Annotated in this window: 14 protein-coding genes and 2 pseudogenes; 6 read left to right on the top strand and 10 right to left on the bottom strand. The window is 70.8% G+C overall.

Annotation, left to right across the window (positions count from 1 at the left end; translation table 11 throughout):
• Positions 1–602 precede the first annotated feature (602 nt).
• Entirely contained in the window at positions 603–1,181 is a 579-nt protein-coding gene (locus GPZ80_RS25815; protein WP_187223679.1) for a snapalysin family zinc-dependent metalloprotease, read from the top strand.
• A gap of 67 nt (positions 1,182–1,248) precedes the next feature.
• Here the strand turns inward: GPZ80_RS25815 and paaZ are convergent, their stop codons facing one another.
• The gene (paaZ, locus tag GPZ80_RS25810; protein WP_187223678.1) at positions 1,249–3,273 is read right to left on the bottom strand and encodes a phenylacetic acid degradation bifunctional protein PaaZ; all 2,025 of its coding nucleotides are present in this window, start codon (positions 3,271–3,273) and stop codon (positions 1,249–1,251) included.
• Positions 3,274–3,541: 268 nt separating this feature from the next.
• On the opposite strand from paaZ, the gene GPZ80_RS25805 reads away from it, so the two are divergent.
• Positions 3,542–4,258: a S1 family peptidase gene (locus GPZ80_RS25805; RefSeq protein WP_187223677.1), complete on the top strand. Its 717-nt coding sequence runs from the start codon at positions 3,542–3,544 to the stop codon at positions 4,256–4,258.
• A gap of 160 nt (positions 4,259–4,418) precedes the next feature.
• On the opposite strand, the gene GPZ80_RS25800 is transcribed toward GPZ80_RS25805, so the two are convergent.
• Positions 4,419–6,269 carry an ABC transporter ATP-binding protein gene (locus tag GPZ80_RS25800; RefSeq protein WP_246477476.1) on the bottom strand — a complete coding sequence of 617 codons (1,851 nt, stop codon included), beginning with the start codon at positions 6,267–6,269 and terminating at the stop codon, positions 4,419–4,421.
• Between the two features lie 87 nt (positions 6,270–6,356).
• On the opposite strand from GPZ80_RS25800, the gene GPZ80_RS25795 reads away from it, so the two are divergent.
• Positions 6,357–7,109, top strand: coding sequence for an EI24 domain-containing protein (locus GPZ80_RS25795; protein WP_187223675.1), 753 nt, complete (start codon positions 6,357–6,359; stop codon positions 7,107–7,109).
• A 149-nt stretch (positions 7,110–7,258) separates the two neighbouring features.
• Complete coding sequence (locus tag GPZ80_RS25790; RefSeq protein ID WP_187223674.1) at positions 7,259–8,509, top strand: NADH:flavin oxidoreductase/NADH oxidase family protein; 1,251 nt, start codon at positions 7,259–7,261, stop codon at positions 8,507–8,509.
• A gap of 47 nt (positions 8,510–8,556) precedes the next feature.
• Here the strand turns inward: GPZ80_RS25790 and GPZ80_RS25785 are convergent, their stop codons facing one another.
• The 4 genes from GPZ80_RS25785 to GPZ80_RS25770 all read right to left on the bottom strand — a co-directional run bounded on the left by GPZ80_RS25785 (position 8,557) and on the right by GPZ80_RS25770 (position 12,812).
• Positions 8,557–9,681, bottom strand: coding sequence for a hypothetical protein (locus GPZ80_RS25785; protein ID WP_187223673.1), 1,125 nt, complete (start codon positions 9,679–9,681; stop codon positions 8,557–8,559).
• A 98-nt stretch (positions 9,682–9,779) separates the two neighbouring features.
• Entirely contained in the window at positions 9,780–10,541 is a 762-nt protein-coding gene (locus GPZ80_RS25780; RefSeq protein WP_187223672.1) for a hypothetical protein, read from the bottom strand.
• Positions 10,542–10,728: 187 nt separating this feature from the next.
• Positions 10,729–11,571 carry an SAM-dependent methyltransferase gene (locus GPZ80_RS25775; RefSeq protein ID WP_187223671.1) on the bottom strand — a complete coding sequence of 281 codons (843 nt, stop codon included), beginning with the start codon at positions 11,569–11,571 and terminating at the stop codon, positions 10,729–10,731.
• Between the two features lie 338 nt (positions 11,572–11,909).
• The gene (locus GPZ80_RS25770; protein WP_187223670.1) at positions 11,910–12,812 is read right to left on the bottom strand and encodes an XRE family transcriptional regulator; all 903 of its coding nucleotides are present in this window, start codon (positions 12,810–12,812) and stop codon (positions 11,910–11,912) included.
• A gap of 519 nt (positions 12,813–13,331) precedes the next feature.
• Here GPZ80_RS25770 and GPZ80_RS33845 point away from each other — a divergent pair.
• Positions 13,332–14,108, top strand: a pseudogene (locus GPZ80_RS33845) (S1 family peptidase); the annotation flags it as partial.
• A 161-nt stretch (positions 14,109–14,269) separates the two neighbouring features.
• A pseudogene (locus tag GPZ80_RS33840) lies at positions 14,270–14,590 on the top strand (proprotein convertase P-domain-containing protein); the annotation flags it as partial.
• A 242-nt stretch (positions 14,591–14,832) separates the two neighbouring features.
• Here GPZ80_RS33840 and GPZ80_RS25760 read toward each other — a convergent pair.
• From GPZ80_RS25760 to GPZ80_RS25745, 4 genes are read right to left on the bottom strand one after another with little or no spacing between them, the layout of a single operon-like run.
• Complete coding sequence (locus GPZ80_RS25760) at positions 14,833–15,846, bottom strand: alpha/beta hydrolase (RefSeq protein WP_187223669.1); 1,014 nt, start codon at positions 15,844–15,846, stop codon at positions 14,833–14,835.
• Between the two features lie 47 nt (positions 15,847–15,893).
• Positions 15,894–17,429, bottom strand: coding sequence for an acyl-CoA carboxylase subunit beta (locus tag GPZ80_RS25755; protein ID WP_187223668.1), 1,536 nt, complete (start codon positions 17,427–17,429; stop codon positions 15,894–15,896).
• A complete protein-coding gene (locus GPZ80_RS25750) occupies positions 17,422–23,784 on the bottom strand; it encodes a type I polyketide synthase (protein WP_187223667.1) in 6,363 nt (2,120 codons plus the stop codon). Before GPZ80_RS25750 ends, GPZ80_RS25755 begins: the two co-directional genes overlap by 8 nt.
• Entirely contained in the window at positions 23,781–25,505 is a 1,725-nt protein-coding gene (locus tag GPZ80_RS25745) for a fatty acyl-AMP ligase (RefSeq protein ID WP_187223666.1), read from the bottom strand. The genes GPZ80_RS25750 and GPZ80_RS25745 overlap by 4 nt, the downstream gene beginning before the upstream one ends.
• Positions 25,506–25,558: the final 53 nt, after the last annotated feature.

Here is a 25,558-nt window from a genome sequence, read left to right as displayed (position 1 = left end):
CACACTGTTGAGTTCTCAAACAACACACGCACATCTGATTCGGCCACAGTCTATCCGGGCTTCTTCTAGAGGCTTTGCTGGCCCTCGCTCGTTCCGGTTTGTCCGGCCCGTTCCGCGCTGACTTGGATAAAGTTACACGGTGCCTAACGGGGGATCAAATCGGGGGTCCCTCGGGCCGTCGCGCAGGGTCGCGTCAACCGTGTTTCCTTTGTGTCGCAACGGATCCGCGCATCGCCGCGGACGGTCCGCCGAGAGTGGCCGCGCGCGCCGCCACTCCCCCGCCGAATCGGCAGGCAGGACACGTTCCCGCTGATCATCCACCCTGTCCGCGCCAGTTGTGTCCACAGTGGACCCCCACGCCACTCCGTGAATGAAGTGTTTGTGATCGCGGTCACTTTCCGGCTGAGTTGGCCCAGTGCCCGGATACTCCCCGCGATCGAGCGCCACCCATTAGCCCTATTGCGGCTGGTGGAGACGCTCCTAGGTTGAGAAGCGGCGGCGATCGATCTCGCCGCCGTCCCCGCGGCCGACCGGCCCTGCGCAACCGGTCCTGGCCGCCAGGCCCGCCCACGCGGCGGGCCATACCTCAGAGGAGTCCCTGCATGTTCCGACGAACATTCGCCCTGATCGCGGCCAACGCCGCGGTCGGTGCCGCCGTGGTCCTGGGCGCCGCGCCCGCCACCGCCGCGCCCGCCGACACCGCTGCTCCGGCGGCGATGGCGGCGGTCACCATCACCTACGACGACAGCTACGCCGCCGAGTTCAAGGACGCGGTCGCCCAGGGCGTCGCCATCTGGAACCAGTCGGTCACCAACGTCCGCATCGTGAAGGCGGCGGTGGGCACGCGGGCCAACGTGCGCGTCATCGCGGACAACAACTGGCCTCGCGCCACGCTGGGCCCGGTCCGCCCCGGCGGGAGCGGGACGGTGTGGATGGGCCGACAGGCTGTCCAACAGGGGTACAACGTCGTCCGGATCGCCGCGCACGAGTTCGGGCACATCCTCGGACTGCCGGACCGGCGGACCGGGCTGTGCTCGGACCTGATGTCCGGGAGTTCCGCTCCCACGTCCTGCGCCAACGCGAAGCCCAGTGCGGCAGAGGCCTCGCAGGTGCAGCGCAACTACGCGACGACGCTGACCCAGGCGCCCACGCGGGAGATCATCTTGGTGGACGCCGCGTAGCGGGGTTCCCGGGAACGTGACAGGGGCGGTGTCCTGGTGGACACCGCCCCTGTTGTCGTGATCGTGCTTACTGCTTGGCGACCAGGGTGAGGACGTCGTACTTGGCGACCGACTCGCCGCCCTGCTTGGTCACGTCGGCGTCCCAGCGGACCTCGCCGTACTCGGCGTTCTCCCGCGGGGTGATCTGCTTGGCGGTCAGCGTCACCGTCAGCTCGTCGCCCGGGAAGACCGGGGTGAGGAACCTGAGGTTCTCCAGCCCGTAGTTCGCCAGGACCGGGCCGGGCTCCGGGGACACGAACAGGCCCGCGGCGAACGACACGATGAGGTAGCCGTGGGCCACGATGCCGCCGAAGAACTCGTTCGCGGCCGCCGCCACTGGGTCGGTGTGGGCGTAGAAGGTGTCACCGGTGAACTCGGAGAAGTGGTCGATATCGGCCTGGGTGACCGTGCGCGGGCCCGCCACCACCGAGTCGCCGATGCGCAGGTCGGCCAGCGACTTGCGGAACGGGTGGACCTCCTCGGTGCGCCGGGGAGCTCCAGCGACCCACTGGCCGGTGATCTCGGCCAGCATCCGGGGGCTGCCCTGGATGGCGGTGCGCTGCAGGTGGTGCAGGACGCCGCGGATGCCGCCCATCTCCTCGCCGCCACCGGCGCGGCCGGGGCCGCCGTGGATGAGGCCGGGCAGCGGAGAACCGTGGCCGGTGGACTCCTTGGCGTCCTCGGCGTCGAGGACGAGGAGCCTGCCGTGCCAGGGCGCTACCCCGTGGGCGACCTCGCGGGCGAAGTCGGCGTCGGCGGTGACGATGGAGCCCACCAGGCTGCCGTGGCCGCGCGCGGCCAGGTCGACGACGTGGTCGGTCGAGGTGTACGGCATCAGGGTGCTGACCGGGCCGAACGCCTCGACCTCGTGCGGCTCGGCGCGGTCGGCGTCGGCGCGCAGGAGGACCGGGGACATGAAGGCGCCGCGCTCCGGGTCGGCGTCGATGACGTCGACCTTCGCCAGGTCGCCGTAGACGATGTCGCCCGCGTCGAGGAGGGCCTTGAGGGAGCGGCGGACCTCTTCGCGCTGTTCGAGGCCCGCGAGGGCGCCCATCCGCACGTCGGGGTTGGCCGGGTTGCCGATGGTGACCTTGGCCAGGCGCTCGGCGGTGGCCTGCGCGACGTCGTCGAGCAGGGCGGCGGGGACGAAGGCGCGCCGGATCGCGGTGCACTTCTGTCCTGCCTTGGTCGTCATCTCGGCGACCAGTTGCTTGACGAACAGGTCGAACTCGGTGGTGCCGGGCGTCGCGTCCGGCCCGAGGATGCTGCAGTTGAGCGAGTCGGCCTCGGCGTTGAAGCGCACCGAGTTGCGCACGACCGCGTCGTGGGTGCGCAGCCGCAGGGCCGTGGAGGCCGAGCCGGTGAAGGACACGAGGTCCTGCGCCGTGACGTGGTCGAGCAGGTCACCCGCGCTGCCGCAGACGAGCTGGATGCTGCCCTCCGGGATGATGCCGGAGTTCACGATCAGCTCGACGAGCTTCTCCGTGAGGTACGCGGTCTGGCTGCCCGGCTTGATCAGGCTCGGCACACCCGCGACGAACGCGGGGGCGAACTTCTCCAGCGGCCCCCAGACGGGGAAGTTGAACGCGTTGATCTGCACGGCGACACCGCGCAGCGGCGCGGCGATGTGCTGGCCGACGAACGTGCCGCCCTTGCTCAGCGGCTCGACCGGGCCCTCGACGTAGACCTTGGCGTTGGGCAGTTCGCGGCGGCCCTTGCCGCTGTAGGCGAACAGGACGCCGATGCCGCCGTCGACGTCGACGAGCGAGTCGCGGCTGGTGGCGCCGGTCTTCGCCGACAGCGCGTAGAGCTCTTCCTTGTGCTCCAACAGGTGCGAGGCCAGCACCTTGAGCAGCGCGGCGCGCTGGTGGAAGGTCAGTTCCCGCAGCGCGGGGCCGCCGGTGCGCCTGCCGTAGTCGAGCGCGGCGGCCATGTCGACGCCCTCCGAGGAGATCCGTGCGATCTCCTCACCGGTCACCGCGTCGTGCAGGGGTGCTCCGTCCGAGGCGGCGGTGTGCCACCGGCCTGAGACGTAGCTGCGCAGAAGCGCCATCGAGTTCGACCTCCTGAGTCCGGCGGGCGGCTTCGTCGCCTGCCCGCGATCCCGATGCTAATGCGTTGCCGAGGGTGGGAACGCGGTGGGAAAAAGAGAGACTTGTCGCCCCCACGATCGGGTGAAAAAGTAACCATCGAACGGTGATCAGGCTGTCGCTGACAGAGATCTGCCCAGGTCACCCCCCGGACGATCCGGGCTGCCGTTCGTCCCGATCGTGACCGATCGGGTTCCCGATTCTCCCTGCAAACGAATCGAGAAACCTCGCATGTTCAAGACCAAGATTCTGCTGACCGTGGCGGGCGCGGCGATGGCCCTGCTCGGCGCCGCTCCGTCCGCCGTCGCGGCTCCCGAACCGGAGCCGACCGTCAGCCCGATGATCATCGATGGCCACACGGCCAGCAACGCGCCGTGGGCGGCGCGGCTGTTCGCCAACGGCAGGCAGACGTGCTCGGCGACGATCATCGCCCCGCAGTACGTGCTCACGGCGAAGCACTGCGTCTCCAGCGGGGCGATCTCCTTCCGGATCGGCAGCCTCGACCAGACCAGCGGCGGCACCATGGCCAACGCGGTCTCGATCACCCGGCACTCCGGCTCGGACCTGGCGATCGCCCGCCTCGACCGCAGCGTCTCGGCGACCTACGCGCCGCTGGGCACCTCCAGCGACGTGTACGTCGGCCAGACCGTCCAGGTCTACGGGTGGGGCGCCACCTGCACCAACCAGCCGGAGATCAACTGCCAGTCGCGCTACCTGAAGTACGCCAACGTGCGGGTCAGCTCCGTCAACGCACGTGACTACTACGGCGGCGTCGCGGTCCGCGCGACCCGCATCGACGGCATCACCGCCGGCGGCGACTCGGGCGGCCCGATGTTCGCCTCGGGCAAGCAGGTCGGCGTGGCGTCGACCAGCGACCGCCAGTCGGTCACGAACTACACCAACGTGACCTCGTACCGCAGCTGGATCCGCGGCGTCGCGGGCGTCTGATCGCCTCGGGCGGGAGAAGAGGGGCCGCGGCTGATGCCGCGGCCCCTTTTTCGCGTTGATGGGTGGATGCGGCGACCCCACGGCGGTCCGGGACCGCCGAACCTGATCGCCACCGCCGGCGATTGGAGCCGCGACATCGACCGCGGCTCCTTTCGCGTGATCAGGCGGCGGCGGGCGCGGTGCGCTCGTCGAACTGGGTGCGGTACAGCTCCTGGTAGCGGCCGCCCGCCGCGAGCAGGCCCTCGTGGGTGCCGCGCTCGACCACGCGGCCGTCCTCGATCACCAGAATCAAGTCCGCCGCGCGCACGGTCGAGAGGCGGTGGGCGATCACGATGGCCGTCCGGCCTTCCAACGCCTCGCCGAGGGCTTCCTGCACGTCGGCCTCCGAGGTGGAGTCCAGGTGCGCGGTCGCCTCGTCGAGGATGACCACTCGCTGCTTTGCCAGCAGCAGCCGGGCGATGGTGAGCCGCTGTCGTTCCCCACCCGAGAGCCGGTAGCCGCGCTCCCCCACCACTGTGTCCAGCCCGTCGGGCAGCGAGCGCACCAGCTTGTCGAGCCGGGAGCGCAGCAGCGCGTCCCACAGTTCGTCCTCGGTGGCGTCGGGCCGGGCGAGCAGCAGGTTCGAGCGGATCGACTCGTGGAACAGGTGGCCGTCCTGGGTGACCATGCCCAGGGTCGCGCGAATCGAGTCGGCGGTGAGGTCGCGGACGTCGACCCCGGAGAGCCGGATGGTGCCCGAGTCCACGTCGTAGAGCCGGGGGGTCAGCTGCGCGATCGTGGACTTGCCCGCGCCAGACGAGCCGACCAACGCGATCAGCTGGCCGGGTTCGGCCCGGAACGACACGTCGTGCAGCACCTTCACGCCGCCGCGGTCGTCGAGCGTGGCGACCTCTTCGAGGGAGGCGAGGGAGACCTTGTCCGCCGACGGGTAGGAGAAGCTGACTCTGTCGAACTCCACCGACACGGGACCGTCGGGCACATCGCGTGCGCCGGGCCTGTCGGAGATGAGGGGCTTGAGGTCGAGGATCTCGAAGACCCGCTCGAAACTCACCAACGCGGTCATCACCTCTACGCGCGCGCCCGCGAGCGCGGTCAGTGGCGCGTAGAGCCGGGTGAGCAACAGGGCGAGTGCGACGACAGCGCCGGGGTCGAGTGATCCGCTGATGGCGAGGACGCCGCCGAGTCCGTAGACAAGGGCGAGGGCGAGGGCGGAGACCAGGGTGAGCGCGGTGAGGAAGACCCACTGCAGCATCGCGGTCCGCACACCGATGTCACGCACCCGGCCCGCGCGCACCGCGAACTCGCGGGACTCGTCGGCGGGCCTGCCGAACAGCTTGACCAGCGTCGCGCCGGGCGCGGAGAAGCGCTCGGTCATCTGGGTGCTCATCTCGGCGTTGTGCTCGGCGGCGGCGCGCTGCAGTCCGGCGAGCCGCGAGCCCACGCGGCGCGCGGGGATGACGAACACCGGCAGCAGCACGAGCGCGAGCAGGGTGATCTGCCAGGAGATCCCGATCATCACCACCAGGGTCAGCGCGAGCGTCACCAGGTTGCCGACGACACCGGAGAGGGTGTCGCTGAACGCGCGCTGCGCGCCGATCACGTCGTTGTTGAGCCTGCTGACCAGCGCGCCGGTGCGGGTGCGGGTGAAGAACGCGATGGGCTGGCGCTGGACGTGGTCGAACACCTTGGTCCGTAAGTCGAGAATGAGTCCTTCGCCGACGTTCGACGACAGCCACCGCGACACCAGTCCCAGGCCGGCCTCCAGGACCGCGACGATCGCGATGATCCCGGCGAGGGTGAGGACCACCCCGCTGTCGGCCTTGCCGACGATCGCGTTGACGACCCGGCCCGCGAGCACCGGGGTCACCACCGCCATGGCCGAGAGCGCGACGCTGACCACCAGGAACCAGGTGATCGTCACGCGGTGCGGGCGGGCGAAGCCGAAGATCCGTCGCACGGTGTCGCGGGAGATCCCGCGCTGGTCGTCGGAGGCGTTCATCGTTTTGTACATCGACGTAAACGCTGTCATCTGCATGTCCACGTGATCACCGTAAGACCTCAAGTAATCTAGAGGTCAAGTCCGCAATACACTGCGCGCGTGATCAAAGACTTCGGGACCGGGTTCGGTCTGCTCCTGCAGGGATTCCGGATCGTGCTGGGCAACCGCTCCATGCTGCTGCGCGGGGCCTTGCCGGTCCTGCTGACCAGCGCGTTGATGTTCACCGGGCTGACCGTGCTCGCGGTCAACCTGGTCGGGATCGTCACCTGGGCCACCCCGTTCGCCGACGACTGGGCGCAGACCTGGCAGCAGGGCGTGCGGATCGCGGCGGGCCTGGTCACCGTGGTCGCAGCGGTGGCGGTGGCGGTGGTCCTGTTCGCCGGTCTGACCCTGGCGATCGGCGGACCGTTCTACGAGAGCATCGCCGAGGAGGTGGAGGACACCGTCCTCGGCGGCGTGCCCGAGGCGGAGACGATCGGCTGGGCCCGGGCGGCCTGGATCGGACTGCGCGACACCGTGCGACTGGTGCTGCGGGCGCTGGTGTGGGCGATCCTGCTGTTCGCCATGGGATTCATCCCGGTCATCGGGCAGACGGTGGTCCCGGTCCTCGCGGTGGCGATCGGCGCGTGGCTGCTCGCGGTGGAGCTGACGGCGATCCCGTTCATCCGGCGCGGCCGCGACCTGAAGACCCGCCGGGCGACGTTGAAGAGCGGGCGGGCGATGACGCTGGGATTCAGCGTCCCGGTCTACCTCGTGTGCCTGATCCCGTTCGCGGCGGTGGTGGTGTTCCCGGCGGCGATGGCCGCGGGGACGATCCTGGCGCACCGGCTGCTGGCGCGGTCTTCGCGCTGATCACGGCGGCCGCGTGCTTGCGGCAGGCCGATCCGGTCTACTACCGTGCCACCTGTTACCGACGTTCACACATACTGACGCCGGGAAGGCCGTGCTGGTGGTCCGGGGTCGCGGACGGGCTGCCGCTACACACCCTGTGAAGGATCGCCATGACCAGCACGTCGATCTCCGACCCGTTGACCCTGCCGTGCGGCCAGGTGCTGCCCAACCGGATCATGAAGTCGGCGCTGAGCGAGGCGCTGGGCAGTCGCGCCAACGGGCCGTCCACCCGGCTCGAACGGCTTTACGGGCGCTGGACCGGCGGCGGCTACGGGCTGATCGTCACCGGGAACGTGATGGTCGACCGCCGTCAGCTCGGTGAGCCTGGCAACGTCGTCATCGAGGACGACCGCGACCTCGACGGCCTCACCCGCTGGGCGAAGTCCACGCAGGACGGCGGGGTGCCGATCTGGATGCAGCTCAACCACCCCGGCCGCCAGGCCAACGCCCTCGCCGCACGGCGCAGGCCGGTCGCCCCCAGCGCGATCGCGGCGAAGGTCCCCGGCGCGGTCACCCCGCGCGCGCTCACCGGCGCCGAGATCGAGGACATCATCGACCGGTTCGCCACCGCGGCGTCGGTCGCCGAGACGGCGGGCTTCGACGGCGTGCAGATCCACGGCGCGCACGGATACCTGGTGGCGCAGTTCCTCTCGCCACTGGCGAACCAGCGGACCGACGAGTGGGGCGGCGACCCACAGCGGCGGGCGCGGTTCGTACTGGAGGTGCTGCGCCGCATCCGGGGCGCGGTCAGCCCAGGATTCGCCGTGGGGATCAAGCTCAACTCCGCGGACTTCCAACGGGGTGGGTTCACCGAGGCGGAGTCCCGGGACGTCGTCGCCCGGCTGGCGACCGAGGGCGTCGACCTGATCGAGGTGAGCGGCGGCAGCTACGAGGTGCCCGCGATGATGGGCCAGGCGGTGTCCGCGAGCACCCGCGAGCGTGAGGCGTACTTCCTGGAGTACGCCCGGGCGGTCCGGGATGTCGCCGCCGACGTCCCCCTCGCGGTGACCGGCGGTTTCCGCTCCCGCACGGCGATGGCGAACGCCGTCGCGGACGGCGCGTGCGACCTCATCGGGCTCGGCAGGCCGACCTGCACCACCCCGGACGCGGCCAGGGCGATCCTGGAGTCCAGGCAGCCGCGCCTGGACGTCCACGCGGTCCGCTTCGGCCTGCGCGGCCCACTGGGCAAGGTCGCCGACCTGAAGGCCTTGGACGGCGCCTTGGACCTGCAGTGGCACACCGACCAACTGCACCGCCTCGGCGCGGGCCAGGACCCGGACCTCGACCGGCCGTGGTGGAAGACGGCGGCGAGCATGCTCAAGCGCAACGGCCTGGACGCATTTCGCAGCAAGCGCGGATAGTCAGCCCCGGTGTCCGCACGCGGGTCGCCGCGTCCGGACACCGGGGCTCAGTCGGTGTTCAGGTCAGCTGGTCGTCCACAGCGTCGCTCGGTAGCTCTCGCCCATGGGCGGTGGGTGGTGGCTGAACGCGGCGGTCGCCCAGGATGCTCCGACCATTTTGCCGTCGTCGGCGATGTCGGATGGGTAGACGTCGTCACCGTGTGACGGGGCAGCGCGATGACTTCGGCCGATCGCCACAGGTAGGCGCACAGGTAACCCTTTCCATTGATGATCGGGCGGTCGTAGAAGACCACGTCGTTAGCTTCGTTCACCGCGGTCGCGCCGGTGTTGACCGCCTCCGCGAGGGCGAGTCGGACGCGGAGGCTTCCGCTGCCCCAGAGCACCGCCCTACTGCCGGTCGCGGTCATCATCCGCCCGACCACGTAGCCCTGGTTGTTCACATCTTCGACCGCCCCACCTCGCCCGTCGGTGTTGAGCAGCCGCACGGAAGTGCCGGTCCACATTGCCGGGTAGGCCACGTCGTTCGCACTGAGGTCGCCGACAATGCGGCCGGAGTTGTCGATGTCCACGATCCTGCCGATCGTGTGACCCGCCGGAACAGGCAATTCGACGCACTGCGTCAGGTCGCAGCGCCATAGGCGCTGATCGGTCGCGGGGACGAGCTGCCCGATGTCGTTCAGACGCTGTACCGCCGCGGCGCCCGCCGCGATCGGGGTGGCGGCGGGCACCGTCCGCAGTGTGCCGCCACTCCAGATCAAGTACGACGTGGCGGTGCCGAAACGGCCGACGAGCACCGACCCGCCGTTGTTGATGGCGTACGCGCTCGTGTTCGGCGTGGCATCCACGAGGACGCGACTGCCATCGCTTTCCTGACGGAGCGCGCGATAGGTGCCCGAGTTGTATTCCGTGATCGCGTACTGGCCATTGGCATTGATCCCGTCGATCGACCAGTAGGCAGGCAGCGTATGGTCCTGCCCGGCCCGCCAGTACAGATCGCCGTGGACTTCGTTCAAGCGGCCCGCGATGCTGCCGTCGTCGCCGATCGTAGTCGTCCAGTAGGCGGTCACGCCCGCAGGCTGGGCGCGGGTCTGCGCGGTCACCTCCTGTGCGGTCGCGTCGGCAGGCGCAGCGGTGATCAGTGGAATGGCGATGGCGAGCACGATGGCCGCCATCCTAGGTCTTTCAGTATGTGTCCCATGTGATCATTCTTTGGGGATCTGTCGCGCGGGTGGGTCGAATACCGAAACGTCGCGAAACGCTTGTGCACGACTCACCAGTACTTGTTGCAATCGGAGGTGCCGAAGCAGTGGTTGTACAAGTAGGTGATTAGCTCGTTGCCGGGACCTGACACGAGACCGGTCATAAGCGGCGACAGGTTCTCGGTCGCGCCGCACCCGGTGAAGGCCGGGATCGTGTAACTCGTCTTGATTGTGGCCGCTCGGTCAGCTTCCACGACGGGTTCGGTCTCGTTCACTTTGCGGGCGCCCAGGTTGATCGTCCCGGAGAGTTCGAGGTCGACCGGGGTGACCGTGCGGCAGTTGGGGCCGACGTCGAGCGGCACGCCGTTCTGCTTGACCTCGCTGATCACCAGGTTGAGCTTGACCTTGACCTTCGTCTCGGCCGCGGCGAAATCCTCGATGTCGATGGTTCCGGTCGCGTCGCCGACCTGGACGAAGGACGTGTTGTTGGTGACCGGCACGAACCGGAAGACCACGAAGTAGCCCGGAGCGGGTGGCATCAACATCTCACCGATGAGTGCGCTCGGCCCCTCGGGGGCGGGCGTGATGAGCGCCTTGAACTTCCCGCGGCCGATCGACATCGCCTGGCCCAGCTTGGCGATCTTGGTCATCCCCTCGACCCGCAACACGGACTTGAAGTCCCCAGGCTTGGGAGGCGGGATAGCAGCCACGACCCGCACGTCCGCCTGCTGGGAGCCCGCTTCCGGCTTCTCCAGCGGGGCCGAGGCGAGCATGGTCGCGCCGACCACGGCGCTTACTCCGAGTGCGACACCGAACGACCGAAGTAGCTTCATGGGGGCGCTGCTCACCTGCCAGACTCAAGAAAGTGAATTGCCCGCGGGCAATTCAGCGCGCGGCTACTCGGCGGTACGTTACCCACGTGTCATGGGGGCGACAACGGACCTGGCGAACGGCCGGGAAATGGGTCGGAACGTTGTCACGACCTCAAGAATTCCGGTGCTGTACTTGTGCGCGCGCCCACTATGGCTTGCGCGCGACCGCCCCGAGCATCGCGAAGTTCAACGCCGACAAAGGCAGCATGCGCGGGCCCGACGGCCACCAGTCGTGCGGGTGGGTCAGGCCCGGCGGCACGTACTCGAGGTCTCGGAAAAACCCCTGAATCTGCTCGCGGGTGCGGGGCGTGGTGCTGATCGGGGTGTCGGCGAACATCTTCTCCAGGGTGCGCACCAGGGTGCTGGCCTCGGACTGGTCGGCCGGGTCGTACTGGTGGCTCAGCATCAGATAGGACCCCGACGGGACGACGTCGAGCCACGCCTGGACGACCTCGGCGGCCCGCGTGTCGTCGTGGATGTGGTGCACGACCGAGCACATCATCAGCGCGACCGGGCGGCTGAGGTCGAGATGCGGCCGCAGCTCGGGGTGCTCCAGCGCTTTCTCCGGCTCGGTGAAGTCGCAGCCCGCCACGTGTGTGCGGTCGTTCTCCTCCAGGATGGCCCGGCCGTGCGCCTGCACCACCGGGTCGTTGTCGACGTAGATGACCTGGGCCTCGGGGTTGTACCGCTGGACGACCTGGTGGGTGTTGTCCACCGTGGGCATACCCGAGCCGAGGTCGACGAACTGGTCGATCTTGCGCTCGCCGACCAGCAGCCGCAGGACCCGGATGATCCAGTCGCGGTGGTCGCGGGCGAGTTGGCGGGCCCCCGGGGCGATCCGCAGGAGCTGGTCCATCACGGCCCGGTCGGACGCGTAATGGTCCCGGCCGCCGAGCAGGGCGTCGGTGAGCCTGGCCATGTTCGGCCGTTCGAAGTCGAGCGGTGTGAGCCGCGGGACCGTGTCCCACGACGACCGGTCGGCTGAGGGCATCTTGGCGGCTCCCCGATGTGGCCTGAACAACAGAACGTATACACAGTAGGACATGGCGTGATCGCTGGGTATCCGGATCAGCCGTTTGTCGTCGTCCGAAGGCTGCCCCCGGTCCCCCGGAAAACCGCCGCCGAGCCCCTCTTTGTCACCCAGCGTGGCCGGCGGTGCCGCGGACCTCGGCACTCGTGGACAGATCCGGCGCCTGCGGGGCGCACGTGAGCGCGGCGTATCCGCACGCGTCACTCCGAGATCCACCAGGGTGAGATCCACTGGCCGGTCCAACGAGCCCGCCCGCGGCAGGTGACGCCGCGGGCGCGGGCGTCACTCGAACGGGGTGATCAGCCCCAGGACCAGCGGACGCCGTAGCGGCCGGGTTCGAGGTCCATGGCCAGCGTGTGGGCGGTGTGCGCCGAGTCGAGGGTGAGCGCCTTGACTCGTTCCTTGCCGTCGACGTCGGAGAACCGCACGACGTGCAGGGGCGGCGTGGCCGGGTCGAACCGCACCTCGATGAGGTACTCGCGGACCGGCAGCCTACTCACTCGTTCGTGCTCGTAGGCCTGCGACAGCGGCTCGGGGCAGCGGATCTCGTGCTCGATGAGCACCGTCTCGCGCTTGGCGAGGGTGTGGCCGAAGAGGAGTTCGGTGGCGACCTGCCCGGTGCGGTCGTCGCGACTGACCCGGCCGATCGCGCAGTTGCGGACCGGGACGACTTCGGGCACCGGCTCGTCGGGGCTCTCCCCCCACGCCACGATCACCAGCCGGTCGACACCGTCCTGTTCGGCGCGCAGGACCTGGCGGGTGCGCTGCACATGCTTCGCGCGGTCGGCGCCCACGACGATCAGGTCGTGCACGCTGAGGCGGGTGAGCTGGTTGTCCTGGCTGATGTCGACGCCCACGACCATTCGGTCGAAGCCCTCGGGGTCTGACCACGGCGCGGCGCTGTCGATCGGCTCGGGCGTGCGGTGGACGGCGCGGCCACGCGGTTTGGGCGATTCCAGGAGCTTGCCGAGTTCACCCGACCGCAGGCCCAGCAGGTGCTCGACGTTGGCCAGCGCGGCCAGCGACTGCGGGCGTTCGGGCTGGCTGCGCCCGGACTGCCAGTAGCTCAAAGTCGCCAGGCTCACGGGTGTGCCGCGTTCGCGCAGCCGTTCGGCGAGCCGGTCGAGGGTCACCCCGCCCGCGTGGATCGCCGAGCGCAGCGCCTCGGCGAACGGTCTCGCGGGGACTAGCTCGTCCGTCACCCGACGAACGGTAGTTCGTGATGCCCGTCGAGGAAAGTGCGTGGAACAACGTGTCCCACGTGGCCTGAGCTGGGCGTACGGCGGCCGCGGCGGCCTGGTCCGCATTCGTCACCGATCCCGCGCGTATTCGAGGGGCCTTACTGGCGAATGGGAATACCACCATCGGAATAGGGGTGGCGAACTACACCTGAATTGCCGTAAGCGTCGCGTCGGACTGGGAAATAACCGGCAATAACAGCAGGTCGGGAGGATCTTGTGAGCCCGATGGCTACCGGACAGTATTGAACGGTCAGCGGTATCGGCGTAGGTGAGGGCATACGCGGGCACCGCTGTCGCATTCCCTCCGGCGCCGAGATTCACCGCCCAGGATACCGGCTACATCGACAGCTGGAGACTCACCTTCCAGCCGACCCTGATCAACCGCGGCGGGCTTGCTGAGGGCGTCTCGAGCCCGCCGCGGTTCCCATTCCACGTCCCTGCACGCGTTATCGGTGGAAATCGAAAGGAAACCCCGTGAGGATGCTTCGAAAAGTTCTCCTGACAGCGGTCGCGGTGGCCGCGGTCTCCGGCACGGCAGCCGGGCAGGCCCTCGCCGCCCAGCCGCCGTCGGATGACGTCTCACCGCAGGTCGTCGGCGGCAGCCCGGCGGCGCAAGGCGAATTCCCCTGGATGGTCCGGCTCTCCATGGGCTGCGGCGGCGCGATGTACTCGGACCTGCTCGTCCTGACGGCCGCGCACTGCGTGAGCGGCACGGGCAACAACACGGGGATCACCGCCACCTACGGGGTGGTCGACCTGCAGAGCACGAGCGCGGTCAAGCGCACGTCCTCCTACGTCTACAAGAACCCGGGCTACGGCACCTCCGCGGGCGGTGACTGGGCGCTGATCAAGCTCTCAAGCCCGATCACCGGCGCGGCAAAGCTCCCGATCGCCACGACCACCGCCTACGACAACGGCACGTTCACCGTCATGGGCTGGGGCGCGGCGTCCGAGGGCGGCAGCCAGCAGCGGTACATGCTCAAGGCCGACGTGCCATTCGTCAGCGACACGTCGTGCAAGTCCTCGTACCCGTCGCTCAAGCCCGCCGTCGAGATCTGCGCGGGCTTCACCCAGGGCGGGGTCGACACCTGCCAGGGTGACTCCGGTGGCCCGATGGTTCGCCGCGACAACAACAACGCGTGGATCCAGGTCGGCATCGTCTCCTGGGGCGAGGGCTGCGCCCGGCCCAACAAGCCCGGCGTCTACGCCGAGGTGAGCGCGCTGTCGTCGGCGATCGCCACGAAGGCCAAGGAACTCGACCCGAACTCGGGCGGCGGCGACACTCCCCCGCCGACCGGCAAGGTCTTCGAGAACGCCAACAACGTCAACATCCCGGACAACGGCGCCGCGGTCACCAGTGACGTCGTCGTCAGTGGCGTCACCGGCAACGCGCCGTCGACCCTGCAGGTCGGCGTCGNGTCAACATCCCGGACAACGGCGCCGCGGTCACCAGTGACGTCGTCGTCAGTGGCGTCACCGGCAACGCGCCGTCGACCCTGCAGGTCGGCGTCGACATCAAGCACACGTGGCGCGGCGACCTCGTCATCGACCTCGTGGCCCCCGACGGCACGGCCTACCGGATGAAGAACTCCTCGAGCAACGACTCCACCGACAACGTCATCACCACCTACACGGTCAACGCGTCGAGCGAGGTGGCGAACGGCACCTGGAAGCTCAAGGTCCAGGACGTCTACAGCTACGACACCGGCTATATCGACGCCTGGAAGCTCACCTTCTAGTCCGCCTCCCCGAGATTTGGCAAGGATCAGACAGAGCCGGGCCGGTTTGCCGCAGGTGTGGCATACCGGCCCGGCTTTGTTCGTGCTGTCGAGGCAACCTTCCAGGGCCCCGGTCGGTCTAGGCAGTGAAGGGCGCGGACCGACCGGACAGCGAGGCACCTGATGGTGTGGATGGACGCATTCTCTGAAATCGTCGCGGACGAGCAGGACTCCGAGACGGTGGACCAGCCGGAAACCGAGCGCTAGGCGGGCAGGCCGAGGCCGGCGGCAAGGACCGGCCAGGAGGCTTTGAACTCGCGCTGCCAGTAGGGCCAGATGTGGCTGCCGCCGCCGTAGTAGTTGGTCGTCACCGGGATGCCCGCCTGCTTCAGGCGGTCGGTGAACGAGCTCGACGACAGCTTCGCGAGCGGCTCGATCATCACGTCGGGGCTGTTGCCTGGCGGGTCCAGTGGGCCGGTGCCGCCGTCGCCCGAGGACACGTAGAGCCTGGTGCCGCGCAGCTTCTCGACGTTGTCGTAGGGGTTGCGCGCCGTCCAGATGGAGCGCTGCATCCACTCGTTGCCCCACAGGCTGTAGAAGTTCAGGCCCTCCCGCATGAGGATCATCTGGATGAAGTTCGGGACGCCGTAGATGGTCGTGTTCAGCACCCCGCTGTAGCTGGCGGCGGCCTTGAACATGCCGGGGTGGCGGAACGCGTAGGCCATCGCCCCGTATCCGCCGATGGACAGCCCGGCGACCGCGCGCACGGTGCCCGCGCCGTAGCCGCGTTCGATCAGCTGGCGGATCTCGGTGACGTGGAAGGTCTCCCAGTCCGGCTTGTTCGAACCGCCGAAGTTCCACCACGGCGAGTACATGCCCGCCTTGCCGTCGCTGGGCAGCACCACAAGGACGTCCTTGTCGGCGGTGAACGCGGCGGCGTCGGTGAAGGCCGTCCACGACTTGTAGTCCTGCACCTCACCGGCGCCGTGCAGCAGGTAGAGCACCGGCCAGGTGCGGGTCTGGGTGTCCCAACCGCGCGGCAGCAGCAGCCGCACCCAGCCCGACGTGCCGAGGGCGGGCGAGGTGATCCGCAGGTCGAGGGTGCGCTCGTCGACCCGAATCTCCTCGGCGATCCGCGCGCCGTCGTCGGCGACGGCCGTGGTCCGCGCCCGCGACACCGGCTGGGCCTCGGCGGGCCCGTTCGGCAGCGCCACCACCACGGCCGCCGCGACCACGGCGGCGCACACCGCGGCTACCCACTTGGATCTGCGTAACATCGGCCGACCTCTTTCGTTGCTGCAGGATTTCGGTGCTGGTTTTGCTGCTACAGGGGGATGTTTCCGTGCTTGCGGGCGGGGACGGACGCGGTCTTGCCGCGCAGCGCGCGCAGCGCCGCGGTGACAGCCAGGCGGGTGCGGGCGGGTTCGATCACGCTGTCGACGTACCCGCGTTCGGCCGCCGGGTACGGGCTGTCCTGGTGCCGGGCGATCAGCTCGCGCTCCCGCGCGGCGCGTTCGGCGCCGGACAGGGCGGCCAGTTCGCGCCGGTGCAGGACCTGCACAGTGCCTTCCGGGCCGACGACGGCGATCCGGGCGGTGGGCCAGGCCAGGTTCACGTCGGCGCCGAGGTGCTTCGAGCCCATGACCGCGTAGCCGCCGCCGTAGGCCTTGCGCACGACCACGGTGACCTTCGGGACGGTCGCCTCGGCGTAGGCGTAGATCAGCTTCGCGCCGCGGCGGATGATCCCGCCGCGTTCCTGGTCGAGGCCGGGGAGGTAGCCGGGGACGTCGGCGAAGGTGAGCAGCGGGAGGTTGAACGCATCGCAGAAGCGGACGAACCTGGCCGCCTTCTCCGAGGCGTCGATGTCGATCGCGCCCGCGCCGAAGCGCGGCTGGTTGGCCACGACCCCGACCGACCGGCCGCCGACCCGGGCGAACGCGCAGATTATGTTGGGCGCGAAGGCGCCGTGCACCTGCAGCAGGTCGCCGTCGTCGACCACACGGGCGAGGACGTCGGTCATGTCGTAGCCCTGGTTCGCCCCGTCCGGCACGATCCGGTTGAGCTCGAGGTCCGACGCGGTCACCTCGGGCGCGGTGTCGTCGTCGTACTCCGGTGCGCTGTCACGGTTGTTGGCGGGCAGATAGCCCAGCAGGGTCTTGACCCAGTCGATGGCGTCGGCCTCGTCGGTGGCCAGATAGTGGGCGTTCCCGGAGACGGTGGCGTTGACCCGGGCGCCGCCCAGGTCGTCCAGGGTGATCTCCTCGCCGGTCGCGGCGCGCAGGACGTCGGGGCCGGTGACGACCATCTGGGAGAGCTTGTCGACGACGACGGTGAAGTCGGTCAGGGCGGGCGCGTACACCGCGCCGCCCGCGCACGGGCCCAGGATCAGCGAGATCTGCGGGATGACGCCGGACGCGTTGGTGTGCCGCACGGCCAGCTCGGCGTACCGGGCGAGGGAGGTGACGCCCTCCTGGATGCGGGCGCCGCCGCCGTCGTTGATGCCGACGACCGGCACGCCGGTGCGGGTGGCGAGGTCCATGACCTTGTTCACCTTCGCCCCGGACGCCTCGCCGAGGCTGCCGCCGAAGACGCTGAAATCCTGGGCGTGCACGCAGATCGGGCGGCCGTCGACGGTGGCGTGCCCGGCGACGAGGCCGTCGCCGAGCGGGCCGGCGCCGTGCCGGGCGAACTCGTCGATCTCGACGAACGAACCGGGGTCGGTCAGCAGCGCTATCCGCTCCCGCGCGGTCAGCTTTCCCTTCGGGTGCTGGCGTTCGGCGGCGCGTTTCTCGGCCAGGCGGACGGCTTCCTCGCGGCGCAGCAGCAGGTCGTCGATGAGTTCGGTGGTCCGGTCAGCCATGGCGCGCCTCCGTCTCGGCCAGGGCGGCGGCGAGCGTGGTCACGCCCGGCGGGTCGATCATGCTGAGGTGGTCGCCGGGCACCCTGACCACCCGCAGGTCCGCGCACAGCTCGTCCCAGCCGAGGGCTTCGTCCTCGCGCAGGTAGCGCGGGTCGAGGGTGGTGGTGAGCGGGTGCGGTTCGGTGGCGCGCAGCAGGAGCACCGGCCCGGCGTAGGGGCGCGGGCGGTACCGCTCGGCCACCCGGGCGTCCACATAGGACGTGTACTGGTGGTGCAGGACGGCCTCCCCGATGCCGGGGACCGCGGCGAGCCTGCGCATGACGACGCCGATCTGGGCGTCCTCGTCGAGGCTGTCGAGGTCGTCGGGCAGGTCGAGGGCGACACCGTAGGTGGACTCGACGTGCTCGGCGAACCGGGCGAAGCGGTCGAGCAGGACGCGGTCCTGTTCGCCGCCGAGCTTGGGCAGGATCGTGTCGATGAGGACGACCTGCTCGACGGTCTCGCCGACCTCGGTCAGCAGGTGGGCGATCTCGTAGGCCAGGCACCCGCCGAACGACCAGCCGCCGAGGCGGTAGGGGCCGCGCGGCTGGTTCTGCTTGAGGAGCTCGACGTAGCGGACCGCCTTGCCCTCCACTGTGGACTCGTCGTCGATGCGTTCGTAACCGTAGACGGGAAAACCTGGGCGGAGTTCGGCGACGAGGGGTCGGTAGACGCTGGTCGGGCCGCCCGCCGGGTGGAACAGGTGCAGCGGTCGGCCGTCACCGTCGGCGCGCAGGACGTTGACCACGCCGTCGGTGGCGCCTTCGAGGTCGGCGCGCAGCAGGTCGGCCATCGCGGCGATGGTCGGCCGCTTGAACACGATCTCGGGCGGCGGCGGATCGGCGATCCGGTTGCTGATCGCCTCGTAGACGCGGCGCTGGGCGTCCTCGTCGGTGAGTTCGCGGTGCACACTGCCCGGGTCGCTTTTGAGGGCGTCGGCCCAGGCCAGGGCGAGCCAGCGTTCGCTCGGGTCGCGGGGACCGATGGTCGCGGGCACGGCGACCGCGTCGGACGCCGGGAGTTCCAACTCGTCGCCGAGATGGTCGGTGATCGCGACGAGGCTCGCGCCGCGCAGCAGCAGGGAGACCGGCGGGGTGGTGCCGAGATCACGCTGCATCGCGGCCCGCAGGCGCATCGCCATGAGGGAGTCGAGGCCCAGGCCGGTGAGCGGGGCCGAACGGTCCACGGTGTCCGAGGTGGCCCCGATCAGGGCGGCCAGCACGGCGGCGAGGTGGTCCTGGAGGACGGCACGGGGGTCCGGCTGCTCGCGCAGCGCGGCGATCCCGGCCCAGCCATTGGGTTCCACGACGGTGGGAACCGCGCCGATGAGCCCGGACAGGAAGGGGCGGCGCGCGAGATCGGGGAACAGGGCAAGCGTCCGCGCGGTGTCCAACCGGGCCACGCCGATCCCGGACCGATCATGCGCCAACAACCCGGCCAGCGCCGCCAACCCTTGCGACGCCTCAAGTTCGGCCAGCGACGCCGCCGCCCGTACCCCACCCCGACTCGAATCGACCCCCGCCGACACCCCCGCCCTCCCCTGGGGGGCGTCCCTGGTCCAGTCTATCGGCGCCGGGGCGTCGGGGGCAGGGGTGGCGTTGGGCTGTGGATCGTTCGGGGTGGATGTGGACAACTCCGGGGTGGTCCAGGCGCCCCAGTTGATGGTGATCGCGGGGAGGCCCTCGGCTCGGCGTTGGGCCATCAAAGCGTCGAGCCAGGCGTTGGCGGTGGCGTAGGCGGCCTGGCCGGGTGAGCCGACCAGGGCCGCCACAGACGAGAAGGCGACCCACCAGTCCAGGGGCAGGTGCCGGGTCGCCTCGTGCAGGCGCAGGCCACCATGAACCTTGGGGCGCCAAACGCGAGCGATGCTCTCGGCGGTCAGGTTGACCGCGGGTCCGTCGTCGAGGACACCTGCCGCGTGGACGACTCCGCGCAGGGGTAGGCCGCCTCGGGTGGCGTGGGCGACGGCTTGTTCGGCGAACCCGGGGTCGGCGATGTCGCCGAGGAACACCTCGACGTCCACACCCCGCAGTGCCTCCATGGCCTCCGGGCGCGCGGTGCGGCCGCACAGCACGATCCTGGTCGCTCCCCCGTCACCCAGCAGCCGGGCGACCTGGACACCCAGTTCGCCGAGGCCACCGGTCACCAGGTACGCGCCATCGCGCACGGGGAGCTTCTCGGCGGTCTCGACCTGGGCCCTGGCGAGCCTCGCCCGCAGCCGCTTGCCGTCGTGCCAGCGGACTTCGTCGTCGTCGCGGTCGGCGTCGAGTTCCGCGGCGACGGCCTCGGCTCCATCGACGCTGAGCAGGGTCGCCCGCAGTTCCGGGTGCTCAAAGGCCAGGACCCGGACCAGCCCACGCAGGCAGGCGACACCGGGATCGTCGCCGCTGATGACGATCCACAGCCGGGACTCTCCGGCGTTGGCCGCCGTTCGCGCTGCGGTCAGCAGCAGCCGCTCGGCCGCCGCCGGGTCCGCGGCCGCTCCGGCGATCAGCACGACACCCGCGCGCCCGTCGAGCAATGACGGGATCAGCGCCGGGTCGGACGTGACCACCCGGTCGACCAAACCCGCGGCAAGCGCCGGGGACTCCTCGTCGGAGACGACCACCCACGACCGGGGCTCGGCCACAGCCGTGGGCAGCGGCGCCGGATCCCACCGGCGTTCCAGGGCGAGGTCCGGCCAGCTTCCGGGCGCGCTGCCGAGCGCGGCGGCGCGGACGCCCGACAGCTCGACGACCACACCACCCGCCCCATCGAGCAGTTGCACAGTCCCGAGCAACGTCCCGCCGTCCGGGCGCAGGGTCGCGACGCAGCGGACACCGGTCGCCGGTTCCCCGACCACCCGCACCCCGCCGATCGCGGTCGGCACATACCGCCCGTGCACCCCGGGCAGCCCGAGCGCCGCGGCCACGAGCGTCTGCAGGCAGGCGTCGGCGAGCGCCGGATGCACCGCGAACCCGCGGTGCCCACCCGCCTCCGCGGGCAGCCGGACCCGCGCCACCGCGTGCCCCGGCGAGGCGACGACCTCGGTCAGACCGAGGAAAGCGGGCCCGTACTCCTGTCCGCCCGCGGCGAGGGCGGCGTAGACATCGGTCGGCTCACCCGCGGGCGGCGACGGCAATGGCGTCAGTGGCGACGAGTCGCGGCGGGCGGTGGCGGTGGCGTGGGTGACCCAGCCGCCGTCGGAGCGCGCCGACATCGTGATCCGCCCGTCCGGCTCGACCACCGTCGTGAGCTTGGTGTCCGGCCCCGGTACCAGGAACTCGGCGAGCGCCAGGTCGGTGACGGCCACCAGGTCGGTCCCGAGCGCCTGGCGCGCGGCGCACAGCGCCACCTCGACGAACGCCGTCCCGGGCAGCACCACGACGCCGTACGCGCGGTGGTCGGCGAGCCAGGGCAGCGGGGCCGCGCCGAGGTCGGCCTGCCACACGTGTCTGCCGTCGTCGGGCAGTTCGACGTGGTCGCCGAGCAGCGGGTGTCGGTCATCGGGGGCGCGGCGGGCGCTCACCCAGTGCGGCTCGTGCCGCCAGACCGGCCCCGGCAAGTCGACCACGGGCGGACGCGGGTAGCGCGCGGCCAGCACCTTGCGGTGTCCGTTGACGTGCAGGGTCGCCGCCGCGTCGAGCCAGCAGGCGACCCCGGTGTCCCGGCGCAGGCTGGGCACCGCGAGCACGGGCACACCCGCGGCGGCCGCGGTCTGCTCGACGGCGACGGTGGCGATGGGGTGCGGCGCGATCTCCAGGAAGGCGCGGTGCCCGGCGGTGATCGCGGCCGCGACGGCCTGGGTGAACCGCACCGGCTTACGCAGGTTCGCCGCCCAGTACTCGACGTCGAACGCGGGCGGCTCGTCGGCCACGCTGGAGAAACAGGGCACCCGCGGTTCGACAGGGCGCAGATCGGCGAGCCCGGCACGGAAGTCGTCGAGGTACGGGTCGACCGCGGCGGAATGGCCGGCGCCGCCGACCTTCAGCGCCTTGGCCAGCCTGCCCAGACCGTCCACATAGGAGACGAGAGCGGCGACCGAGGCCGGGTCGCCGGTGACGGTCAGCTGTTCGGGCGAGGCGTGGACGGCGATCCCGACGCCGGGGAACCGGTCGGCGACGGCGGTGAACTCGGTCTCGGACAGCTCCACCGCGGCCATCGCGCCCGCACCGGAGTCGTTGATCCCGGCCAGCAGCGCCGTGCGCGCGACCACGATCCTCAGCCCCTGGGCCAGGTCCAGCGCGCCCGCGACCACCGCGGCCGCGACCTCGCCCACCGAGTGGCCCAGCACGGCGGCGGGCACGACACCGTTGGCCCGCCAGAGTTCCGCCAGCGCCACCTGCATACCGAACAGCGCGGGCGCGGCCACAGCGAACTCGCCGATGGTGTCGGCGGACAGCGCCTCCCGCAGGGAGAAGCCCGCCTCGGCCCGAAACAGCAGGTCCGCCTGGTCGACCGCGGCGGCGAACGCGGGTTCGGCGAGCAGCGCCGCACCCATGCCCGGCCACGACGACCCGAACCCGGAGAACACGAACACCGGCGCGTCCGAGGAAGAAGCCGTGACGGGCGGACCCAACGCCCGCAAGCCGGCCACGAGTTCCGCGCGGTCATCAGCGACGACTGCGGCGCGCACGCCAAGATGATCACGCCGGACCGCCAGGGTCCCGGCGACCTCGGCCAGCGCGACCCGCTGCCCGGCGGGCGACTCCAGCCAGTCGGCCAGGCGTTCCGCCCGGGCGCGCACTCCGTCGGCGGTGGCCGCCGACAAGGCGACCACTTCGGGCCGCGTGCTGTCCGTGACTGCCCCGGCGGACGCCGCGGGCCATTCCTCAAGCACGACGTGGGCGTTGCTGCCGCCGAACCCGAAGGCAGACACCCCCGCGGTGGCCAGTCCGCTGTAGCGCGGCCACTCCCCCGGGCTCGCGGCCACCCGCAGCCCGAGCGCCTCGAAGTCGATGTGCGGGTTGGGCGAGCGGTAGTGCAGCGTCGGCGGAATGCGGCCGTGCGCCAACGACAGCACGACCTTGATCAGGCCGACGATCCCAGCCGCGCCCTCCAGGTGGCCCAGGTTGGTCTTCACCGAGCCGACCAGCAGCGGCCGGTCCTCGCCGCGGCCCGCGCCGAGGACCGCGCCCAGCGCCCCGGCCTCGATCGGGTCGCCGAGCAGGGTGCCCGTTCCGTGCGCCTCCACGTAGTCCACAGTGGACGGATCGACGTCGGCGGCCGGGTACGCCTGGGCGAGCAGCGCGTGCTGCGCGGCAGGGCTCGGCGCCATCAGGCCGTTGGAGCGGCCGTCGGAGTTCGTGGCGCTGCCGCGGATCACCGCGAGCACCCGGTCCCCCGCCTTGCGCGCGTCGGTGAGCCTGCGCAGCACGACCACACCACAGCCCTCGCCGCGGACGATGCCGTCGGCCGCGGCGTCGAACGCCTTGCACCGGCCGTCGGGCGCGAGCACCCCGGCCCGCTGGAAGGTCGCGGTGATCCCCGGGGTGAGCAGCACGTTGACCCCGCCGACCACGGCGAGGTCGGCGTCGCCGTGGCGCAGCCCCTGCACCGCCTGGTGCACCGCGACCAGCGACGACGAGCACGCCGTGTCGGTCACCAGGCTCGGGCCGCGCAGGTCGAGCAGGTACGACAGCCGGTTGGCCACGATCGACGCGGCGGCCCCGGTGCCCGACCAGGCGTCGACGGCGGTGTGGTCGGCCATGGTCATGGTGCCGTACTCGGCCGCCGACACTCCCATGTAGACGCCCGTGCGGCTGCCGCGCAACGTGCCGGGCGCGATCCCGGCGTGCTCCAGCGCCGCCCAGGCCACTTCCAGCACGATCCGCTGCTGCGGATCCATGACGGCGGCCTCACGCGGGCTGATCCCGAAGAACGCCGCGTCGAATCCCGCCACGTCGTCGAGGTAGCCGCCCGCGGCGGGAACGTCGTCGGCGCCGCCGGGCCAGCGCCCGGGGGGACGCGTGCCGACGACGTCGCGTCCGGTTTCCAGCAGGTCCCAGAACTCGGCGGGCGAGTCCACTCCCCCGGGCAGCCTGCACCCGAGGCCGACGACCGCGATCGGCTCACCCGGCGCGATGCTCGGCGCCGCGGGCACCGCCGCCACACCGTCGGTCGCGGCCGCCGCGAGGGCGGCGATGGTCGGGTGCTCATAGCCGAAGGTGGACGGCAGCACCCGCCCGACCCGCTCACCGAGTTCGGCGACCAGTCCCACGGTGTCGCGTGAGGACAGTCCGTACTCCTGCAGCGGGCGGTCCGGGTCGATGACCGGGATTCCCGTGGCGTCGGCGACCCGGCCGACCAGCCAGGCCACCAGCTCCCGGGTGCTCACACCGCCTCGGCCAGGATGTCGGCGAGGTAGCGGGTGCGGCACGCGCTGCGAGAGATCTTGCCGCTGGTGGTACGCGGCAACGCCTCCGGCTCCACCAGCCGGACTTCGCGCAGGGCAAGGCCGTGGGCACGCGCGACCGCGGCGCGGACCGCCGCGGCGACCTCGTCCGGGTCGACGCCGTTCACCGCCTTGGCCCGCTCGGCCAGCACGACCGCGCTCTCCCCGTCGGAGCCCGCCACCGAGAAAGCCACGACGTTGCGTGGGCGGATCGCGCCGTGCGCGGACTCCGCGGTGCGCTCAACGTCCTGCGGGTAGTGGTTGCGGCCGTCGACGACGATGAGGTCCTTGATGCGGCCGGTCACGAACAGCTCCCCGTCCCACCACACACCCAGATCACCGGTAGCCAGCCAGGTCCCCTCGACGCCCGGCACGGTGTTGCCGAAGGTGCGCCGCGACTCCTCGGGCCTGCCCCAGTAGCCCTGGCCCACGTTCGGCCCGGCCACCCAGATCTCACCCACGGCGCCGGAGGGACGCGGGATGCCGGTGTCCGGGTCGACCACGAACACCCGCTGGCCGATCGACTGTCCACACGAGACCAGGCGGATGGCGTCCGGGTGGTTCGCCCGCACCTCCACCGCGTGTCCGGCGGCGAGTTCGGCCCGGTCCAGCCCGCGGATCAGCCCGCCGCGCCCCGCGGAGACGAAGACGGTCGCCTCGGCGAGCCCGAAGGACGGGCTGTACGCGTCCGGCTTGAGCCCGCACTCGGCGAAAGCCGCGTAGAACCGCTCGATGACGCCCGCCTGCACGGGTTCGCTCCCGTCGATCAGCGCCAGCACGGTGTCGAGCCGCAGCCGCGCCTTCTCCCAGTCCGACACGCGCGCGGCGCAGTAGCCGTAGGCGAAGCTGGGGGCGGCGGTGATCGCACCCGGGTTCGCCGAGAGCGCCTGCAGCCACCGCTCCGGCTTCTCCAGGAACGCCATCGGGTCCATCAGGACCGCGCGCATCCCGCTGGTCAGCGGCGCGGCGATCGACAGCACGAGACCCATGTCGTGGAACAGCGGCAGCCAGCTCACCGACACCGAGTCCTGCCGCACCCCGTAGGCCGCGCACGCCTGGCGCGCGTTCGCGACCACGTTGGCGTGGGTGATCATCACGCCGCGCGGGTCGCCGGTCGAGCCCGAGGTGTACTGCAGGTAGGCGATCGAGTCCGGGGCGGGCGGGATCGGCGCGAAGCCCGCGCCGAACGTCGCGGGCAGCTTGTCGACCGACACGATCTGGGCGACCGGCAAGCCGTGGGTGCGCAGGAAATCCTCGACCTCGACCGCCGTGTCCTGAGTGGTCAGGACCGTCTTCGCGCCGCAGTCGCGCAACACCGACGCGAGCCGCTCACCGTGGCCGGGCAGGCCGGGCGGGAACAGCGGCACGGCGACCATTCCCGCGCGCAGGGCGCCGAGGAAGGCGGCGTGGTAGTCCGGGGTCTGTCCGATCAGGACCGCCACCGTGCCGCCGGGCCGAACCCGGCCGCCCAGCCACGACGCCACGGCGTCGACCCGCTCGTCGAGTTCGCGCCAGGACCACTTCGTCAGGACGCCACGCGGGTTCACCCGGTAGTCGAGGTGGCTCACCGCGGGGTCGTCGGGGCACCGCCGCGCCCAGGCCGCGAGCAGCCCGGGAAGGTCCGCGGCGGTGGTCTCGCCGTCGCCGAAAGAAGTGGAATTCATCTGCACCGTCCTCACCCGTGGGGCGACTGTGACACCAGGCGATATGAGGCGAA

The organism is Actinokineospora xionganensis, assembly GCF_014323725.1.
Lineage (GTDB): Bacteria > Actinomycetota > Actinomycetes > Mycobacteriales > Pseudonocardiaceae > Actinokineospora > Actinokineospora xionganensis.
The sequence above is the reverse complement of the archived record's forward strand: the minus strand, read 5'-3'. Positions and strand labels throughout refer to the sequence as shown.

Coding starts and splice junctions, on each gene's coding strand:
- GPZ80_RS25815 (WP_187223679.1), top strand. CDS start 603: ATGTTCCGACGAACATTCGCCCTGATCGCGGCCAACGCCGCGGTCGGT.
- paaZ (WP_187223678.1), bottom strand. CDS start 3,273: ATGGCGCTTCTGCGCAGCTACGTCTCAGGCCGGTGGCACACCGCCGCC.
- GPZ80_RS25805 (WP_187223677.1), top strand. CDS start 3,542: ATGTTCAAGACCAAGATTCTGCTGACCGTGGCGGGCGCGGCGATGGCC.
- GPZ80_RS25800 (WP_246477476.1), bottom strand. CDS start 6,269: ATGTACAAAACGATGAACGCCTCCGACGACCAGCGCGGGATCTCCCGC.
- GPZ80_RS25790 (WP_187223674.1), top strand. CDS start 7,259: ATGACCAGCACGTCGATCTCCGACCCGTTGACCCTGCCGTGCGGCCAG.
- GPZ80_RS25785 (WP_187223673.1), bottom strand. CDS start 9,681: ATGGCGGCCATCGTGCTCGCCATCGCCATTCCACTGATCACCGCTGCG.
- GPZ80_RS25780 (WP_187223672.1), bottom strand. CDS start 10,541: ATGAAGCTACTTCGGTCGTTCGGTGTCGCACTCGGAGTAAGCGCCGTG.
- GPZ80_RS25775 (WP_187223671.1), bottom strand. CDS start 11,571: ATGCCCTCAGCCGACCGGTCGTCGTGGGACACGGTCCCGCGGCTCACA.
- GPZ80_RS25760 (WP_187223669.1), bottom strand. CDS start 15,846: ATGTTACGCAGATCCAAGTGGGTAGCCGCGGTGTGCGCCGCCGTGGTC.
- GPZ80_RS25755 (WP_187223668.1), bottom strand. CDS start 17,429: ATGGCTGACCGGACCACCGAACTCATCGACGACCTGCTGCTGCGCCGC.
- GPZ80_RS25745 (WP_187223666.1), bottom strand. CDS start 25,505: ATGAATTCCACTTCTTTCGGCGACGGCGAGACCACCGCCGCGGACCTT.